This window comes from Acidobacteriota bacterium (genome assembly GCA_030697165.1).
Classification (GTDB): Bacteria; Acidobacteriota; Vicinamibacteria; order Vicinamibacterales; family UBA2999; genus 12-FULL-67-14b.
Window position 1 is genome coordinate 95,668 of record JAUYQQ010000003.1, and the last position, 16,196, is coordinate 111,863.

Annotated in this window: 20 protein-coding genes and 1 tRNA gene; 13 read left to right on the plus strand and 8 right to left on the minus strand. The window is 65.8% G+C overall.

Going from position 1 to position 16,196, the window contains the following annotated elements; translation table 11 throughout:
- Window positions 1–94 precede the first annotated feature (94 nt).
- Window positions 95–328, plus strand: a complete 234-nt coding sequence (locus Q8T13_03220; GenBank protein ID MDP3716758.1) for a hypothetical protein — start codon at window positions 95–97, stop codon at window positions 326–328.
- A gap of 190 nt (window positions 329–518) precedes the next feature.
- Here Q8T13_03220 and Q8T13_03225 read toward each other — a convergent pair.
- From Q8T13_03225 to recA, 3 genes are all read right to left on the minus strand, one after another.
- Window positions 519–594 (minus strand) — tRNA-Phe (locus Q8T13_03225).
- Between the two features lie 34 nt (window positions 595–628).
- Entirely contained in the window at window positions 629–1,123 is a 495-nt protein-coding gene (locus Q8T13_03230) for a phosphatase PAP2 family protein (protein MDP3716759.1), read from the minus strand.
- 17 nt (window positions 1,124–1,140) lie between these two features.
- Window positions 1,141–2,175: a recombinase RecA gene (gene recA, locus Q8T13_03235; protein MDP3716760.1), complete on the minus strand. Its 1,035-nt coding sequence runs from the start codon at window positions 2,173–2,175 to the stop codon at window positions 1,141–1,143.
- Window positions 2,176–2,379: 204 nt separating this feature from the next.
- Between recA and Q8T13_03240 the strand changes: the two genes are divergently transcribed.
- Complete coding sequence (locus Q8T13_03240) at window positions 2,380–2,907, plus strand: metal-dependent hydrolase (GenBank protein MDP3716761.1); 528 nt, start codon at window positions 2,380–2,382, stop codon at window positions 2,905–2,907.
- Here Q8T13_03240 and Q8T13_03245 read toward each other — a convergent pair.
- Both Q8T13_03245 and Q8T13_03250 read right to left on the minus strand, forming a co-directional pair.
- Window positions 2,852–4,033 (minus strand): acetyl-CoA C-acetyltransferase, encoded by a 1,182-nt coding sequence (locus tag Q8T13_03245; GenBank protein ID MDP3716762.1) that lies wholly within the window; start codon window positions 4,031–4,033, stop codon window positions 2,852–2,854. The two genes, Q8T13_03240 and Q8T13_03245, sit on opposite strands and share 56 nt — an antisense overlap.
- A gap of 159 nt (window positions 4,034–4,192) precedes the next feature.
- On the minus strand, window positions 4,193–4,468 hold the full coding sequence (locus tag Q8T13_03250) for a DciA family protein (GenBank protein MDP3716763.1): 276 nt from the start codon (window positions 4,466–4,468) through the stop codon (window positions 4,193–4,195).
- A gap of 71 nt (window positions 4,469–4,539) precedes the next feature.
- On the opposite strand from Q8T13_03250, the gene Q8T13_03255 reads away from it, so the two are divergent.
- Genes Q8T13_03255 through Q8T13_03305 form a run of 11 tightly spaced genes read left to right on the plus strand, consistent with a single transcriptional unit; the run spans window position 4,540 to window position 13,582 of the window.
- Window positions 4,540–5,742, plus strand: coding sequence for a VCBS repeat-containing protein (locus Q8T13_03255; protein ID MDP3716764.1), 1,203 nt, complete (start codon window positions 4,540–4,542; stop codon window positions 5,740–5,742).
- Between the two features lie 53 nt (window positions 5,743–5,795).
- Complete coding sequence (locus Q8T13_03260) at window positions 5,796–6,365, plus strand: Maf family protein (GenBank protein MDP3716765.1); 570 nt, start codon at window positions 5,796–5,798, stop codon at window positions 6,363–6,365.
- On the plus strand, window positions 6,362–6,787 hold the full coding sequence (locus Q8T13_03265) for a cytochrome c maturation protein CcmE (protein MDP3716766.1): 426 nt from the start codon (window positions 6,362–6,364) through the stop codon (window positions 6,785–6,787). The genes Q8T13_03260 and Q8T13_03265 overlap by 4 nt, the downstream gene beginning before the upstream one ends.
- 10 nt (window positions 6,788–6,797) lie before the next feature.
- On the plus strand, window positions 6,798–9,269 hold the full coding sequence (locus Q8T13_03270) for a cytochrome c-type biogenesis CcmF C-terminal domain-containing protein (GenBank protein MDP3716767.1): 2,472 nt from the start codon (window positions 6,798–6,800) through the stop codon (window positions 9,267–9,269).
- Window positions 9,269–9,889, plus strand: a complete 621-nt coding sequence (locus tag Q8T13_03275; protein ID MDP3716768.1) for a zinc ribbon domain-containing protein — start codon at window positions 9,269–9,271, stop codon at window positions 9,887–9,889. Before Q8T13_03270 ends, Q8T13_03275 begins: the two co-directional genes overlap by 1 nt.
- An 8-nt stretch (window positions 9,890–9,897) precedes the next feature.
- The gene (locus tag Q8T13_03280; protein MDP3716769.1) at window positions 9,898–11,115 is read left to right on the plus strand and encodes a hypothetical protein; all 1,218 of its coding nucleotides are present in this window, start codon (window positions 9,898–9,900) and stop codon (window positions 11,113–11,115) included.
- Window positions 11,099–11,800 carry a heme ABC exporter ATP-binding protein CcmA gene (gene ccmA / locus Q8T13_03285; GenBank protein MDP3716770.1) on the plus strand — a complete coding sequence of 234 codons (702 nt, stop codon included), beginning with the start codon at window positions 11,099–11,101 and terminating at the stop codon, window positions 11,798–11,800. The genes Q8T13_03280 and ccmA overlap by 17 nt, the downstream gene beginning before the upstream one ends.
- Window positions 11,797–12,483: a heme exporter protein CcmB gene (locus Q8T13_03290; GenBank protein MDP3716771.1), complete on the plus strand. Its 687-nt coding sequence runs from the start codon at window positions 11,797–11,799 to the stop codon at window positions 12,481–12,483. The genes ccmA and Q8T13_03290 overlap by 4 nt, the downstream gene beginning before the upstream one ends.
- A gap of 14 nt (window positions 12,484–12,497) precedes the next feature.
- Complete coding sequence (gene ccsA / locus Q8T13_03295; protein ID MDP3716772.1) at window positions 12,498–13,157, plus strand: cytochrome c biogenesis protein CcsA; 660 nt, start codon at window positions 12,498–12,500, stop codon at window positions 13,155–13,157.
- 17 nt (window positions 13,158–13,174) lie between these two features.
- Window positions 13,175–13,423: a CcmD family protein gene (locus Q8T13_03300; GenBank protein ID MDP3716773.1), complete on the plus strand. Its 249-nt coding sequence runs from the start codon at window positions 13,175–13,177 to the stop codon at window positions 13,421–13,423.
- A gap of 9 nt (window positions 13,424–13,432) precedes the next feature.
- On the plus strand, window positions 13,433–13,582 hold the full coding sequence (locus Q8T13_03305) for a hypothetical protein (GenBank protein MDP3716774.1): 150 nt from the start codon (window positions 13,433–13,435) through the stop codon (window positions 13,580–13,582).
- A 56-nt stretch (window positions 13,583–13,638) separates the two neighbouring features.
- Here Q8T13_03305 and Q8T13_03310 read toward each other — a convergent pair whose 3' ends face one another.
- The 3 genes from Q8T13_03310 to aroA are packed head-to-tail and all read right to left on the minus strand — an operon-like array spanning window position 13,639 to window position 16,192.
- On the minus strand, window positions 13,639–14,382 hold the full coding sequence (locus tag Q8T13_03310) for a metallophosphoesterase family protein (protein ID MDP3716775.1): 744 nt from the start codon (window positions 14,380–14,382) through the stop codon (window positions 13,639–13,641).
- Window positions 14,383–14,883 (minus strand): shikimate kinase, encoded by a 501-nt coding sequence (locus tag Q8T13_03315; GenBank protein MDP3716776.1) that lies wholly within the window; start codon window positions 14,881–14,883, stop codon window positions 14,383–14,385.
- Window positions 14,873–16,192, minus strand: a complete 1,320-nt coding sequence (gene aroA, locus Q8T13_03320; protein ID MDP3716777.1) for a 3-phosphoshikimate 1-carboxyvinyltransferase — start codon at window positions 16,190–16,192, stop codon at window positions 14,873–14,875. Before aroA ends, Q8T13_03315 begins: the two co-directional genes overlap by 11 nt.
- Between the last annotated feature and the right edge of the window lie 4 nt (window positions 16,193–16,196).

Sequence of the window (16,196 nt, forward strand, 5' to 3'; positions counted from 1 at the left end):
GGCGACTTTCGTCGCGTCCAGCTGGTCTTTGGTCTCGCCAATGGCAGCCGGATCGGCCGGATACCGGGAATTTGCGTGGCGAAACGGCGAGTCCGTGTCCGGAACCCTGGCGCTCGGAGAGTTGACCGGCCCGGTCACCGGAGTCATCGCAAACGGGCTGCTGACCTTGCGCGGCTCGGTCGGCAGCAGTTCAGTGCAGGTGACGACGGTGCATTGGAGTAGCCGGGTGATTGGCCGAACGATGGACGGCGTTGCCGCCTACAACGTCGCCTTGCCGGGCTTCCCGGGAACGGGCGTGCTGCAGACGACGCAGGTGGTGAATAAGTAGGGAGGTCCGCCTTTGCCTGCATTCCCGAATGACGCTGGCTTGCTCAGCCGAAGCTCAGGAACCGCCACTTCAGTCCGCCTTCGCAAGGCGCATTGCTTGGCCTTTGCTACGGCGGGACAGCCTTCGCGAACTGATGTTGGCGGGCTGGTTTACCGAGCCGAAGCCCGCCAAGTGTTACGCGGGCGAAGGCTGGTGGCCAGGGAGGGAATCGAACCCCCGACACTGCGATTTTCAATCGCATGCTCTACCAACTGAGCTACCTGGCCTCAGGAGAGACTTACGAGTATATCGCGGAGGTTTTTAGGTGTGCAACCGCTGTCTGATGCCGCCCAGCACAAACCACGCGCAGGCAAGGCCCACCACGGCGCCGAAGATGACGTCGGAAGGCCAGTGGACCCCGATGTAGACGCGCGACGCCATGACCAGGGCGGCAAACGGCCACAGCAGCCAGCCGGCGGCCGGTATCATCCGGGTTGCGGCAATCGATGCGGCCACCGCCCGCGCGGCGTGGCCCGAGGGCATCGACGAACTGGCCGGCTTGCCGTCGATGACCGGCAGGTCAACGATGGTCGTGAAGGGACGTGGCCGGTCGAAGATGGGTTTCAGGAGGACGTCGGAGACCAGCAGGCTGAAGCCGACCGTGAGGAGCAGCCGCCAGGCGTGCGCCCGGTAACGCGGGTACACGGATGCGATCAGCGCGAGGACGATCCACAGGAATCCGCCGGCCGCGAGGGCACTGGCTAGAATCATCACGTCGTCCAGCCACGGCGTGCGTAGCTGGACGACGGAATACATGAGCGAGGTCTCCAGTGTTACGCCCCGACCGTGGCGGGCTCTGGTTCGCGCGACATGCCGAGCGCCTTGCGCACCTTCTCTTCGATCACGGTGCGTAACTCGACGTGCTCCTTGAGGTAGGTCTTGACGTTCTCGCGGCCCTGGCCGAGACGCTCGCCGCTGTAGGCAAACCACGCGCCGCTCTTCTCGATGATCTTGTGCTCGACGGCAATGTCGATGAGGTCGCCTTCGCGCGACACGCCCTCGCCGTACATGATGTCGAACTCGGCCTCGCGGAAGGGCGCCGCCATCTTGTTCTTGACGATCTTGACGCGGGTACGCCCGCCGACGACGGCGTCGCCGTCCTTGATTGCGCCAATGCGGCGAATGTCGATGCGGACCGACGAATAGAACTTCAGCGCGCGGCCGCCGGTGGTGGTTTCGGGGTTGCCGAACATCACGCCGATCTTCTCGCGCAGCTGATTGATGAAGATGAGCGAGGTTTTCGACTTGGACACCGCGCCGGTGAGCTTGCGCAGCGCCTGCGACATGAGTCGCGCCTGCAGGCCCATTTGCGCCTCGCCCATGTCGCCCTCGATTTCGGCCTTCGGCACGAGCGCCGCCACGGAGTCGACGACGCAGACATCGACGCTGTTGGAGCGGATCAGGACCTCGACGATTTCAAGCGCCTGCTCGCCGTTGTCAGGCTGCGACACCAGCAGGTTGTCGATGTCGACGCCCAGTTTCTTGGCGTAGGCCGCGTCGAGCGCGTGCTCGGCGTCGACAAAGGCCGCCAGGCCACCCGTCTTTTGTGCTTCGGCAATGACCTGGAGGGCGAGGGTGGTCTTGCCTGACGATTCCGGGCCGAAGATCTCGATGACGCGTCCCCGCGGGACGCCGCCAATGCCCAGCGCGTAGTCGATGCTGAGCGCGCCGGTGGAGATCACGTCCACGGGGGCCACGGCCTTGTTCTGGCCGAGCCGCATGATCGATCCCTTGCCGAACTGTTTTTCAATTTGGCCGACGGCAATGTCGAGGGCCTTGATGCGTTCCTGTCGTTCGTCTAGTGGCATGTGAATGGGTCCTTTCAGGACAGGACTGATCCTAGAAACGCGCCAAGCGAAAGTCAAGCGTAAATCTGTGCACCCATTCGCCGCTTTAGGTTCATTTTCAACACTTTAGGGGAACTGACCACTTTCGCCTGTTTTCTGGCCGGATCGCAGGGTCTGCCACATGCCGGTTTGACCCATAACGCAGAAACCTCGTACGGTGGAGGGATGCCCAGCCCCGTCGGACATGCGCTTGGCGGCCTGATTGTCGGGTTGGCCCTGACCCCCCGCACCTTAGGCACCTTAGGCACTCGAGGCACCCTGGGCACCATTGCCCTTGCAGCTGTTTTGCCCGACCTGGATTTCTTGTGGGGCCGGCACAACATGGAGACCCATAGCCTGGGGGCGGCCGTATTCGCGGGGCTGGCAGTGCTGGCTTACAACCGCGGCAAGAACCCGCAGCTGGCGCTGGCCGTGACCCTGGCCTGGGCGAGCCACGTTCTGTTTGATTGGCTGGGATCCGATACTACGCCGCCGCTTGGCGTCATGGCCCTATGGCCGCTGACGACGACGTACTACTTTGCGGATGCGTTTGTGTTCGAGGCGATCTCGCGGCGCTACTGGCTGCCGAACTTCATCCCACACAACGCGTGGGCCGTGATCAAGGAAACCCTGATCCTCGGCCCACCGGTCCTCTTGCTTACTGCACTTCGATGGCGAGCGCGACGCCGTTCCCGCCGCCCAGGCACAACGTAGCCACCCCGCGCTTCAGGCCGCGATCCTTCAACGCATAGATCAGTGTCGTCAGGATGCGCGCGCCCGAGGCGCCGATCGGGTGGCCGAGGGCCACGGCGCCGCCGTTGACGTTGACCTTCGCGGGGTCGATGCCCAGTTCCTGCATGACCGCCACCGCCTGAACAGCGAACGCCTCGTTCAGTTCCATGAGGTCGACGTCGTTGATGGACCAACCGGCCTTCTTCAACACCTTGCGGGTGGCTTCGACCGGTGTCATGAGCAGCATCTTCGGCGCGAGGCCACTGGTGGCCTGGGCCACGATCCGCGCCAAAGGCGTCACGCCGAGGGCGCTCATCTTGTCGTCGGCCATCACGACCAACGCGGCGGCGCCGTCGTTGACCGGCGGCGCATTGCCGGCGGTGACCGAGCCGTCTTTTTTGAAGGCCGGCTTCAACTTGCGCAGCACGTCGGCGGTGGTGTCGGCGCGGACGGACTCGTCGGCCGCGAAGCTGATCGGATCGCCCTTCTTCTGGGGGATGGCGACGGGCAGGATCTCGGCCGCGAACTTGCCGGCGGCCTGCGCGGCGGCGGCCTTCTGGTGGCTGCCGGCCGAGTACTCATCCTGCTGATCGCGGGTGACCTTGAAGAGGTCCGCGACGGTTTCGCCGGCATTGCCCATGTGCCAGTTTTCGAACGGGCACCACAGGCCGTCGTGAATCATCAGGTCCACGACGCTGCCGTTGCCCATGCGCAGGCCCTCGCGGACCTTGGGGATGATGTACGGGCAGTTGCTCATCGACTCCATGCCGCCGGCCACCGCGATGTCGATGTCGCCGGTCTGGATGCCTTGCTGCGCGAGCATCACGGCCTTGAGGCCGGAGCCGCAGACCTTGTTGATGGTGAGCGCGGCGACATGGTCGGCGAGCCCGCCCTTGAGCGCGGCCTGCCGCGCCGGCGCCTGGCCGACGCCGCCCGACACGACGTTGCCCATGATGCACTCGTCCACGATGGCGGGATCAATCCCTGCGCGCAGGACCGCCTCGCGAACCACCATGGCGCCCAGTTCGGGAGCGGCGAAGTCCTTCAGCGTGCCGAGAAACTTGCCGGTAGGGATACGTGCTGCACTGACGATAAATGCGCTTCGCATAATGGGGCTATCTTATCAAGGTGCCTAAGGTGCCTAAGGTGCCTAAGGTGCCTAAGGTGGCTAAGGTGCCTAAGGTGCGACCGAGGGTCGTGCACTCTAGGCACTCTAGTCTAGGCACTCTAGGCACTCTAGGCACTCTAGGCACCCTAGGCACCCTAGTTATCTGACCTCAAGTCTTTTGACCAAGTTCTCACCAAGCAAGTCGCCCATGCGGATGTGGATGAGGGAGGTCGACTTGCGGACCGCGTCGATCCAGGCCTGCGATTCGGCCTTGATGTGCAGCGTGCCGTCGGGCACCAGCCGGACGGTGGTGACCTTGGCAATCTGCGGCCCGACGGCCAGCCGCCAGGCCAGCGTCACCTTCTCGTCGCACATCGGCCCCTTGCGGATGATCTCCGCCACGACGGCGGGCATCACTTTGTTCGCCAGAATCACGGTGCTCAAGAATATCATTCGCCGGACGGGCCAACGCCCGCCCTACCTCGGGAGCGTGTATGCGCAGGACTGTGACCGGACTATTCGGAGCGGCGATCGCGGCGTCAATCGGGCTGGTGCAGGCCCAGGGCCCGGCGGCGCCGTGGAACCTGGTCGCGCACGAGGTGGCGACCGGCCTGCGCGGCGGGTACCACGTCACCGCCGCCGACATCAACAAGGACGGCAAGGTCGATCTTCTGGCAGTGGCCACCGGCGCCAAGGTGGATCTGGTCTGGTACGAGAATCCCACCTGGACGCCGCACGTGATGGCCTCGGGCTTCCCGGGCATGATCAACGCCGACGCCTTCGACGTCGACGGCGATGGCTATCCCGAGATTGCCCTGCAAAGCGGGTTCAGCACGACGCCGGCCAAGGGCAACGGCGTCATGACCATGTTGAGCAAGGGGCCGGACGTGAACGCGCCCTGGGTTGCGAAGGAATTTGATCGCATGCCGTCCGTGCATCGCGTGCGGTGGATTGATGCGGAAGGCACGGGCCGCAAGATGGTCGTCAACGGGCCGCTCGGCGGCGTGGCCGGGGTCCCGCCCGACTACAAGGACAAGGTCTCCATCTACGCCTATCGCACCCCGGACCTGAAGCGCGAGACGGTGACCGATGCGGACGAGGGGGTGTTGCACGGCCTGCAGGTCGTCGATTGGGACGGCCAGGGCCGCGAGGCGCTGCTCGGCGCCAGCTTCATGGGCATTCATCTCTACCGGTATGCAAACGGCACGTGGCAGACGACGCGACTGACCGCCGGCAATCCCGAGCCATGGCCGAAGAACGGCTCGAGCGACGTCGCGGTGTTAAGGACCAAGGCCGGCCGTCAACTGGCGTCGATTGAGCCCTGGCACGGCAACCAGGTCGTGATCTATCGGGCGGGTGGGGCTGGTAAGGCGGGTGGGGCTGGTAAGGCTGGTGGGGATCAGGACTGGAGCGTCCGGACGGTCATCGACGACACGTTGAACGATGGCCACACCCTGCAGTCGGGCGATCTTGATGGCGACGGTGTCGATGAAATCGTGGCCGGCTATCGAGGGGGTGGCGGCGGTGTGAACATCTATCGCCTCGGCGCGGATGGCACCTGGACGAAGTTCGTGCTCGAAGGGCAGAAGAGCATGGCGGCCGCCGGCTGCGCCTTCGCGCACCTGAATGGCGACACGCGCATCGACCTGGCGTGCATCGGGACGTCGACGGCCAACTTGAAGTGGTACGAGAACCTTCCATCGAAGTAGCGTCCGGCTTTCTTGTCCGCCGTAGCCTTGGCGGAGGTGGAAGCCGGACCCTTCTGCTCGCGAGCCGCTCGCCGCGGCGCGCGGAGTTGCTGGCGGCTGCCGGCATCGCGTTCGAGGTGCTCGCGGCCGACATCGACGAAACGCCGCGCGTCGGCGAGGCGCCGGACGCGTACGTGGAGCGGCTGGCGATCGAGAAGGCGCGCGCCGTACTGGCCCTCCGTCCCGACGCCACCGTGCTCGGCGCCGACACCACGGTCACCATCGACGGACTGATCTTGGGCAAGCCGGTTGACGCGAGCGAGGCCACGGCCATGCTGAGACGGCTGCAGGCGCGCGCCCACGACGTGTTCACGGGCGTGGCGCTGGTCAGCACTAGAGGCGTCCAAGCGGCGGTCGATCGCACGCGCGTCTGGTTCAATCCGATGACAGACGAAGACATCTCGTGGTACGTCGAGAGCGGCGAGCCCGTCGATCGCGCTGGCGCCTACGCCATCCAGGGGCTGGCGTCGCGTTTTATTCCCAGAATCGAGGGTTCGTACTCGAACGTGGTGGGGTTGCCGGTCGCGCTCGTCAGTAGTATCCTGAGGCAGAGGAAGCCACTTCGGCAAAGTCCAAAAACATGAGCTATAAAGCCGTCAAGATCGGTCTCACCAGCCTGGTTCTCGCCCTGACCTTCGGCGGTCTGCTGTACACGACGATGGCCGAGGGCACCGAGTACTACAAGCACGTTGATGAAGTGATGGTGCAGCCTGAGCCGTGGTACGGCAAGAAGCTGCAGATGCACGGCTTCGTCGTGCCCGACTCGATCAAGAGGCGGCCCAACAGCCTGGACTACATCTTCCAGGTCCAGAGCAACGGCCACATCGTCAACGCCAGCTATACCGGTGTCGTGCCCGATACGTTCAAGAGCGACTCCGAAGTCGTGCTGAAGGGGATCCTCTCGGCCGATGGCTTCACCGTGCAGCCCAACGGCGTGATGGCGAAATGCCCGTCGAAGTACGAAGCCAAACCCGGAGGCGCCACCGGGCCCTCGGACAAGTTCTGAGGCGGCCGCGATGGCCTCCCTCGGCGCCCTCATCCTCCTGATCACGTTCGTGACCGCGGCCTACGCGGTCGCGGCCTCGGTCGCCGGCGCCCGTCGGCGCAACAACCGCCTCATCGAAAGCGGCATCGGCGCCTTCTACACCGTCGCCGCGCTCATGACGGTGGCGTCGGGCATCATCATCTACGCCTTCGTGGCCGGCGACTATTCCATCCGCTACGTCCAGCGCTACTCCGACAGCGTGCAGCCGGTCTTCTACAAGATCACCTCGTATTGGGGCGGTCTCGACGGCTCGGTCATGTTCTGGGTGTTCCTGCTGTCGCTGTTCGGGTCGGTGGCGGTGAAGATCAATCGCGACAGCAATCGCGAGCTGATTCCGTATGTGGTGGCCGTGATCGGGGCGGTGGAGATGTTCTTCCTCTTCCTGATGATCATCCACAACAACCCTTTTGCGACCTACCTCACCGAGACGCCGGTCGATGGCCGCGGCCTGAACCCGTTGTTGCAGAACTTCTACATGGCGATCCATCCGCCGACCATGTACCTCGGGTTCGTCGGGCTCACCATTCCGTTCGCGTTCGGCATGGCGGCGCTGATCACGGGCCACCTGGACGACTCGTGGCTGCGCGCGGTGCGGCGTTGGACGATGTTCTCCTGGTTCTTCCTGTCGCTGGGGCTCGTCCTCGGCATGATCTGGGCCTACGAAGAGCTCGGCTGGGGCGGCTACTGGGGCTGGGACCCGGTCGAGAACGCCGGCATGCTGCCGTGGTTCACGGCCACGGCCTTCCTGCACTCGGTGATGGTCCAGGAGCGGCGCGGCATGCTGCGCGTCTGGAACGTGTCGCTCGTCATCATCACGTTCCTGCTGACCATCGTCGGCACCTTCCTCACACGCTCGGGCGTGGTGCAGTCGATTCACGCCTTCGGCGAGGACCCGGAACTGGCGCGCTACTTCGTCGCGTTCATGATGTTCACGCTGACCTTCAGTTTCGGCTGGGTGATCTACCGCCTGCCCATGCTGAAGGCCCGGCATGAGCTCGACTCGTGGATGTCGAAGGAAGCGGCGTTTCTCGCCAACAACTGGGTGCTGCTGTTTTCAGCGCTGTTCATTCTGTTCGCGACGTTGTTCCCGACCATTACCGAGGCCATCAACGGCGAGCGGCTGACGGTCGGACCGCCGTTCTTCAATCGCTGGATGGTGCCGATCGGCTTGATCCTGCTGGTGCTGACGGGCACCGGGCCCCTGCTGGCCTGGCGCAAGTCGACCATCATGAACTTGAAGGAGTCGTTCCTGTGGCCGGTGTTGAGCGGCCTCGTGGTGGGCGGCATCGTCGTGGCCATGGGCGTGCGCGTCTGGGGCTCGGGCCTGTGCTTTGCGCTGAGCGCCTACGTGATGGCCACGCTGATCCAGGAATTCATCCGTGGCTCGCACGTGCGACGTGGCATGACCGGCACGGACCTGCTGACCGCGATGATCGGCCTCGTCTCGCGCAACAAGCGGCGCTACGGCGGCTACATCGTCCACGTCGGCATCGTCCTGATGTTCCTCGGCTTCGCGGGCGAGGGGTTCAGCCGCGACCAGCAGTTGCTGCTGAAGCCCGGCGAAGAAGCCACGGTGGGCGACTACACCCTGCATCTCGACGCCATTCGCGTCACCGACGACGGCCAGAAGCAGATGGTGACCGGTCACATCACGGTGAAGGACAAGAACGGCGCCGTGCTGGAGACGATGCGCCCGGCGAAGTGGTACTTCCGCAAGCACGAGGAGGAGCCGACCACCGAGGTGGCCATCCGCCGCATGTTTGCCGAAGACCTCTATGTCGTGATGCCGGCGTTCGAACTCGAAGAGCAGACGGCGAGCGTCGAAGTGCACATCAACCCGCTCGTCAACTGGGTGTGGTTTGGCTTCGCCATCATGGCCATCGGCACCGGCATTGCACTGCTGCCGGAGACGGCGGTGAGCTTCGCCGTGGTGAAGATGCCGGCCGGCGCGGTCACCGCGTCGTTGTTGCTGATTAGCCTGCTGCTGCCGGCGGCGCGGGTGACGGCGCAACACGTCGAGACGGGGCAGGATCCGCGGCTCGAAACCATCAACACGCCCGAGGCGCGGGAAGTGGCCCACAAGCTGGCGTGCTGGTGCGGCGGTTGTTCGAAATTGCCGGTGGGGCAGTGTTCCTGTGGTCACTGCGCGGTCGAGCGCGCGAAGATCGACGTGATGCTGAAGGAAGGCAAGAGCGAGAGCGAGATCCTGAAGTTCTACGTCGACACTTTTGGCGGCAACCATATTTTGAGCGAGCCGCCGAACAGCGGTTCCGGGCGCGTCGTCTGGCTGATGCCGATCGTGGTCGGCCTTGGCGGCCTGCTCACTGCGGCCTACCTGGCTTTGCGATGGTCATCACAAAAGGCGGCGGTGGCCGGCATGCCGGATGGCGAAGATCCCGGAATGGCGGCGCGTCTCAACGACGAACTGCGTAACCTCGATTAATGGCCTCCACCTCCGCTAAAGCTACGGTGGACAAGAACCGTCCATCCCAGGAAGACTTGTCCTCCGAAGCGCAGAGCGCGAAGGAGGAACCGTTTCTTCAGCCGTGGCAGTTCTTCCTGCTGGGCGGCATGCTGGCAGCCACCGCGACGGTGATCGTCGCGACCGGCCAGTCGCCCGCCAATATCATCATCCTCAGCCTGACCGTCGTGTCGGTCAGTTTCGTCGGGCTGGGCGCCTACCGGACCCTGTCGCCCCTGGTGTCGCCCGATGTCGATGCGCCGGTCACGGTGGGCGGCCGGACGCGGGTCGCGCTCGAACGCGAGAAGGCGCTCGTGCTGCGGTCGATCAAGGAACTGGAATTCGACTTCGCGATGCGCAAGATGTCGCAGGCCGACTTCGACGAGATGGCCGGCCGCTTGCGCCAGCGGGCTCTCGGCTTGATGGAGCAGCTCGACCTGAGCGGTGGCTATCACGATCAGATCGAGCAAGAAGTCGCGAAGCGGCTCGGCGGCGCGGACCCGGCTGAGCCAGCTGCAGCCGAGGCTCCGTTCTGCACGCAGTGCGGCAAAGCGAACGACCCCGACGCGAAGTTCTGCAAAGCATGTGGGTCCAAACTATGAAAGGCCATATGGCCGGGACTGAAGTCCCGGCCCTCCTGGCGGCGCTGCTGGTGGCGGTGTTCATGTCCACGGCGGTCGTTGCGCAGATCGCTACGCCCGATGCCGGCGCGATGGCCGGCGTGCCGTTGCCGGCCAGCGATCTACCAGACGCCAGCGTGACCGTTCGCGTCCTTCGCGAGCGCATGGGCAACAACATTGAAGGCCAGCTGGTGACGTTGCGGGTCGGCAGCGACTCGCGCACGGCCACCACCGACGCCCAGGGCCGCGCCGAGTTCACGGGTCTCACGGTCGGCGCCAGCGTCCAGGCCTCGGCAACCGTTGACGGCGAACTGCTCACGTCGCAGGCCTTCCCGGTGCCCGCCAAGGGCGGCATTCGCGTCGCGCTGATTTCCGGGATCCAGAAGGCCGCCGAAGCGGAGCTGGCTGCCGCGACGGCCGCCGCGAAAGAACCGGCGCGGCCGGGCGTCGTCGAGTTTGGTCCCGAGTCGCGCATCATCTTCGAGTTCCAGGACGACACCCTGACGGTGTTCTACCTGCTCGAGGTGGTCAACAACGCGCGCACCCCGATCGACATCGGCGGGCCGATTCTCATGGAACTGCCGACCGGCGCGTCGGGCGCGTCGGTGATGCAGGGGTCGTCGCCGTCGGCGTCGGTACGCGGCGACATGCTGACGATCACGGGCCCGTTCGCGCCCGGCAAGACCCTGGCGCAGATCGGCTTCTCGCTGCCGCAGGCCGGCGCGGCCACGACCATCCAGCAGAAGTGGCCGATCGCCCTCGGACAGTTGTTTGTGGCGGCCGAGAAGGTGGGCGCCATGGAGATGGCGTCACCCCAGCTCACCGAGACGCGCGACATGACGTCGGACGGGCAGGTTTTTATCATGGGCAACGGCGGGCGGTTGAATGCCGGCGACACGCTGGTGGTGAACCTGTCGGGCTTGCCGGCGCACAGCCTGTGGCCGCGCAATGTCGCCCTGGCCGCTGCCGTGCTGATCTTCGCAGTGGGCTTGTGGATGGCCGTGTCGCCCACGGCCGCTCGGGCGACGGAAGATGCCAGGCTCGAAACCCGGCGCGAGCGGCTGCTGAACGACATCGTCGCGCTCGAGCGCAAGAAGCGACAGAAGGCGCTGTCCACGGCCGACCAGGCGCGGCTGCAGCGGTTGACGTCGGACCTCGAGAAGGTGATGGCGGCACTCGATCTCGGCCCTCATGAGCAGCGACTTTGACCAACTCGCCGTCGTAGACCTCGCGCGCCACTACGGGCGCCGCAAGGCGCTGTCCCAAGTCAATTTCACGTGCGCTGCCGGCGACATGGTCGGGCTGCTCGGGCCGAATGGCGCCGGCAAGTCGACGCTGCTGAACATTCTCGCCACGCTGATCAGCCCGTCCCGGGGCCAGGTCCTGTACGGCGCGCGCACGGCCGCCCAGGGGGGCGCCGAAGTCCGCGGCCGCATCGGCATGCTGGGCCACGATCTGTTTCTCTATCCCGAACTCACGGCGCGCGAGAACCTGGTGTTCTTCGCGCAGCTATACGGGCTGGCCGATCCCCTGGCCGCGGCACGCACGAGCCTGGAGCGCGCTGGCCTCGCCGATCGTGGTGACGACCTGGTGTCGGGATTCTCGCGCGGGATGCGCCAGCGCGCGGCGCTCGAGCGGGCGCTGCTGCATGACCCGCGGCTGGTGTTGCTCGACGAGCCATTCACGGGACTGGATCAGGCTTCGACAACGGCCCTGGTGGCGCGGTTACGCGAGCGGCAGCAGGCCGGCTGCATCCTGGTGATTGCGACCCACGATCTCGAGGTCGCCGACGGCTTGTTGAGCCGCGCCATCTACCTGAAGAACGGCCGCATTGTCGGCACCGATTCCGATAGCCGCGGCCTGAGCGATCGCTACCGGCTCGCCATCCAATGATTGGCAGTTTCTTCCGGGTGGCCTGGCACGTGATGCGCAAGGACCTGACGGTCGAGGTGCGCAGCAAGGAAGTGCTGCTCACGACCCTGTTCTTTGCGGTGTCGGTGGTGCTGGTCTTCTCGTTCGCGATCGTGCGCGAGGGCCGGGCGCCAGACGATGTCGCGGCGGGCATCCTGTGGGTGGCGGTTTCGTTCTCGGGCACCCTCGCCATGGCGCGCACGTTCGAGCGCGAGCGCTATAACGACACGCTGCGGGCGCTGCTCCTGGCGCCATCGGACCGGCCGGCGATCTACGCCGGCAAGCTGCTCGGTCTCCTCGTCCTGCTGGCCCTCGTGGAGATCGTGCTGGTGCCGCTGGTCGGACTGCTCTTTAACGCCCCGGTCCTGGCCTATCCGGGGCGGCTGGCGGCACTGCTGGCCCTTGGTACCCTCGGCTTTGCCGCCGTCGGCACGTTGTTCGCGGCCATGCTGGTGCGGGTGCGCAGCCGGGACACGCTGTTGCCGGTCCTGCTGTATCCGATCACCATTCCCGTAATGATCGCCGGCGTCCGCGGCACCGCGGCCTTGTTCCAGACCACGCCCGACCTGCCGATGGCGCAGTTCTGGATCGGCCTGCTGGTCTTCTGGGACGTCATTTTCATCACCCTCGCACTCTGGACGTTCGAACCGGTGATGACGGAGTAGAATTTCAGGCAGCCATGACGAAATTGAACCCGGTGCTCATCGGCCTCTCGGCCGTCATGCTTGGCGTGGCGCCCTGGATGATCAACGCCGCGCCCTACGAGTCGACGATGGGCCTCGTCCAGAAGATCTTCTACTTTCACTTTCCGGCGGCGATCCTGTTCCTGATTGCGGCGCTCATCTGCGGCGTGGCCAGCGCGATCTTCCTGTTCGGCAAGAAGGCGTCGGCGGATGGCTGGGCGATTGCGGCGGCTGAGCTGGGTTTCGTGTTCGGCACCCTGACGCTCGTCACCGGACCGCTGTGGGCCCGCAAGGCGTGGGGCGTGTGGTGGGTGTGGGATCCGCGGCTGACGTCGAGCTTGTTGCTGTGGATGATCTTCAGCGCGTACCTGTTGCTGCGCCGCTACGGCGGTCCCGGTTCCGACAAGCTCGCCGCGGGCATGGCCCTGTTCGGCATGGCGAACGTGCCGTTTATCTACGTGTCGGTCAACGTCTGGCGGACGTTGCATCCGCAGACCTCGGTTGTGCCCACCTTGCCGACGGACATGGGCATTCCGCTGTGGTTCTGCTTCGCGGCGTTCACCATGCTGTTTGTGGCCCTGCTCAACCTGCGTGCCCGGCTCGAGCACCAGCGCAGCCGGGTCGAAGCCCTTTACCTTGCCGAGGACGAAGCGTGATGCGATTCAGTCGAGTATTGCTCCTGCTCATGGTGCTGGCTCCCGCCGTATGGCCGGCGGCCCTCCACGCGATGCAACCGCCCCCGCAAGGCGAGTTCCTCCCGGTGTCGGACATCCCGGCCGGCGAGCAGATTCCCGCCTTCACCATGGTCGGCGGCGCGTACGGGTTTGTCTGGGTCGTGTTGCTCGGCTATGTCTGGTCGATTGCGCGCCGCCTGCAGAAGGTCGAAGCGGAACTAACCGCACTCGAACGCCGGGGCCAGTAGATGGAGGGCATGACCTCATCGCACTTCATCTTCATTCCCGGCGTGCTGATCGTCGGCGTGGTGATCGGCTGGATTCTCGGCTCGCGCGCCGCGCAAGACGCGCTAGCGTCGGAGTTGCGGAAGCGGGAAGAGCGCGCGAAGAAGAAAGTGGAAAGTTGAAAAGTTGAAAGTTGGTAGTTTTAGTTGAAAGTTGCCGTGGCAGTTTCAGTTGAAAGTTACCGGCCGAGCGCGAGGCGCTGGGCCAGCACGTCGGGCAGGCCCTCCTCGAGAATTCTCGCCTGCGCCTTCGCGATCGGGTATTCCACCCGGTAGATCGTCACTTCGCGCGCCGCCGTGTCGGCGATCGCGAACCCGGCTCGCGGATCGCCATCGCGCGGCTGGCCCACTGAACCAGGATTGACCAGGTACCGATTCGTCTCGTCCAGGCTGATCGTCAACGGCCGGCGGTCGTCGGCGGTCGACAGCCCGAACTGATCGCGCGACAGGAAATGGCCGACCTGCACGTGGGTGTGGCCGAACATGCAGAGCGGCCGCCGCGCCGCGTGCATGGCGCGCAGCGCGTCAAGGTCGTCGAAGACGTACGCGTCTTCGTCGAACGGCGTGCCGTGGCAAATCTCGATGAAGTCATCGACGACCAGGGGACCGGCCGGCAGGCCGGCCAGCCACTCGCGGTTCTCCGGCGTCAGCTGGTCGTAGGTCCAGCGAATGGCGCTGCGGGCCACGGCGTTGAACCCTTCCGGGCTCTCGACCCCGGAGCCGACCTTGTCGTGGTTGCCGCGAATCAATGCCTCGGGCGCCAGCGCGCGCACGCGGTCGCAAATCGCATTGGGGTCGGCGCCGTAGCCGACGAGGTCGCCGAGCACCAGGACCCGCTCGTACTTGAGGGGGCCCGCGGCGGCCATGACCGTCTCATAGGCCTCGAGATTCGCGTGTATGTCGCTGATGACCAAATAGCGCATTTAGGTGTCCAACCATTCCACGATCGCGTCAACGAGCCCCTCAACGGAGCCGCGTCCTGCGTCCACCCTGAAGTGCGCCTGGCGGTAAGCCGCGAGGCGCTGATTATAAAGCTGTTCCATCTCCAGGCGGTCGGCCGCGAGCGGCCGGCGGCCGTCCAGGGGTATTCGCGTCAGAATGGTGGCGAGCGGGGCGTCGAGCCACACCACCGCGCCGTCCTTGAGCATCAACTCGCGATTGGCCGGGTCCACGAAGGTGCCGCCGCCCGACGCCACGACCACGCCGCGCTCGGGGAGCAGGCCGATCAGCACCTCGCGTTCGCGGCTGCGGAAGTAGGGTTCGCCGTCCTGCCGGAAGATGGTCGGGATGTCACGCCGTTCGGCGCGCTCGATGCACGCGTCGATGTCTTCCACCTTCCAGTCGAGCCGCTTGCCGAGGGCGCGCGCCGCCGTGGTCTTGCCGGCGCCCATGAAGCCAACCAGGTAAACCTTGTCAGCCCTCACGCGTCAGCCTCTCGAGGTCGTCGAAGAAGGCCGGATAGGACACCGCGACCGCGTCGGCGCCGTCAATCATCGTCGGGCCGCTGGCGCCGAGCGCGGCGATGGCAAAGGCCATGGCCAGCCGGTGGTCGTGGTGGGCGTGGACGGTGCCGCCGGTCAAGCGGCCCCCCGAACGGACCTGGAAGCCGTCGGACCGCTCCTCGGCATCCGCGCCCATCGCCCGCAGCCCGGCGACGAGTTCGGCAATGCGGTCGCTCTCTTTCACGCGCAGTTCGCCGGCGCCGGAGACGGTGACGCTGCCGCCGAAGGTGCCGAGCGTGGCGAGCACGGGGAGTTCATCGATCACCTCGGGCACTTCGGCCGGGGTGATGACGAGGTCGCGCATGGCGCCGTGCCGCACACGCAGGCGCCCGACCGGCTCGCCCTGCCACTCGTCCTCGATCGTGGTGTCGACCACCGCGCCGAAGCGGCGCAGCACGTCGAGCAGCCCGGCGCGGCTTGGATTCAAGCCGACTTCGGTGATGGTGACGTCCGAGCCGGCGAGGGCTGCGGCCGCCACGGCCATGAACGCAGCCGACGAAAGGTCGCCCGGCACGCGCAGATGGCGGCCGGCCAGGCGCTGGCCGCCGCGCAGGGTGATCGTCCGGCCTTCGATGGTGACCGTCGCGCCAAACGCGGCCAGCGCCCGTTCCGTATGATCACGGGTCGATGCCGGCTCGATGACGCGGGTCTCGCCCGCGGCCTGGAGGCCGGCCAGCAGCACCGCCGACTTGACCTGGGCGCTGGGGGTGTCGGGCGAGAACTGGATGCCGGCCAGGTCGGCGCCGTGAATGACCACGGGCGGGCGGTCGCCGGGGCCGGCGGTGACCGTGGCACCCATTTGCGTCAGGGGGCCGATGATTCGGCGCATGGGCCGCCGCGAGAGTGATGCATCGCCGACAAGGGTCGATATGAAGGGATGAGCGGCGACGACCCCGCCCAGCATCCGCATGGTGCTCCCCGAATTGCCGCAGTCGAGGGGGGCGGCCGGCACGGCCAGCCCGCGCCGGCCGCGGCCCTCGATGGTGACGATTGGCGGATCTCCATCGTCTGGGGCCGGGGTTCGTGAGACGATAGCGCCCAGGGACGCCAGGCAGGTGAGCGTCGATGCGCAGTCGGCGCCGGGTGCATAGTTGGCAATCGTGGAAGGGCCATCGGCAATGGCCGCAAGCAAGGCGTAACGGTGCGAGATGGATTTGTCCCCCGGCATTCGCAGCACGCCGGTGACGGCGCGCGCGGGGGATACGGCAATTCGGTCGGCCACTCGCATCATGTTC

What these genes read in the sequence shown, in the direction of transcription:
- Q8T13_03230 (MDP3716759.1), bottom strand. Translation starts at nt 1,123, where the DNA reads ATGTATTCCGTCGTCCAGCTACGCACGCCGTGGCTGGACGACGTGATG.
- recA (MDP3716760.1), bottom strand. Translation starts at nt 2,175, where the DNA reads ATGCCACTAGACGAACGACAGGAACGCATCAAGGCCCTCGACATTGCC.
- Q8T13_03240 (MDP3716761.1), top strand. Translation starts at nt 2,380, where the DNA reads ATGCCCAGCCCCGTCGGACATGCGCTTGGCGGCCTGATTGTCGGGTTG.
- Q8T13_03245 (MDP3716762.1), bottom strand. Translation starts at nt 4,033, where the DNA reads ATGCGAAGCGCATTTATCGTCAGTGCAGCACGTATCCCTACCGGCAAG.
- Q8T13_03265 (MDP3716766.1), top strand. Translation starts at nt 6,362, where the DNA reads ATGAGCTATAAAGCCGTCAAGATCGGTCTCACCAGCCTGGTTCTCGCC.
- Q8T13_03270 (MDP3716767.1), top strand. Translation starts at nt 6,798, where the DNA reads ATGGCCTCCCTCGGCGCCCTCATCCTCCTGATCACGTTCGTGACCGCG.
- Q8T13_03275 (MDP3716768.1), top strand. Translation starts at nt 9,269, where the DNA reads ATGGCCTCCACCTCCGCTAAAGCTACGGTGGACAAGAACCGTCCATCC.
- Q8T13_03280 (MDP3716769.1), top strand. Translation starts at nt 9,898, where the DNA reads ATGGCCGGGACTGAAGTCCCGGCCCTCCTGGCGGCGCTGCTGGTGGCG.
- ccmA (MDP3716770.1), top strand. Translation starts at nt 11,099, where the DNA reads ATGAGCAGCGACTTTGACCAACTCGCCGTCGTAGACCTCGCGCGCCAC.
- Q8T13_03290 (MDP3716771.1), top strand. Translation starts at nt 11,797, where the DNA reads ATGATTGGCAGTTTCTTCCGGGTGGCCTGGCACGTGATGCGCAAGGAC.
- ccsA (MDP3716772.1), top strand. Translation starts at nt 12,498, where the DNA reads ATGACGAAATTGAACCCGGTGCTCATCGGCCTCTCGGCCGTCATGCTT.
- Q8T13_03305 (MDP3716774.1), top strand. Translation starts at nt 13,433, where the DNA reads ATGACCTCATCGCACTTCATCTTCATTCCCGGCGTGCTGATCGTCGGC.
- Q8T13_03310 (MDP3716775.1), bottom strand. Translation starts at nt 14,382, where the DNA reads ATGCGCTATTTGGTCATCAGCGACATACACGCGAATCTCGAGGCCTAT.
- aroA (MDP3716777.1), bottom strand. Translation starts at nt 16,192, where the DNA reads ATGATGCGAGTGGCCGACCGAATTGCCGTATCCCCCGCGCGCGCCGTC.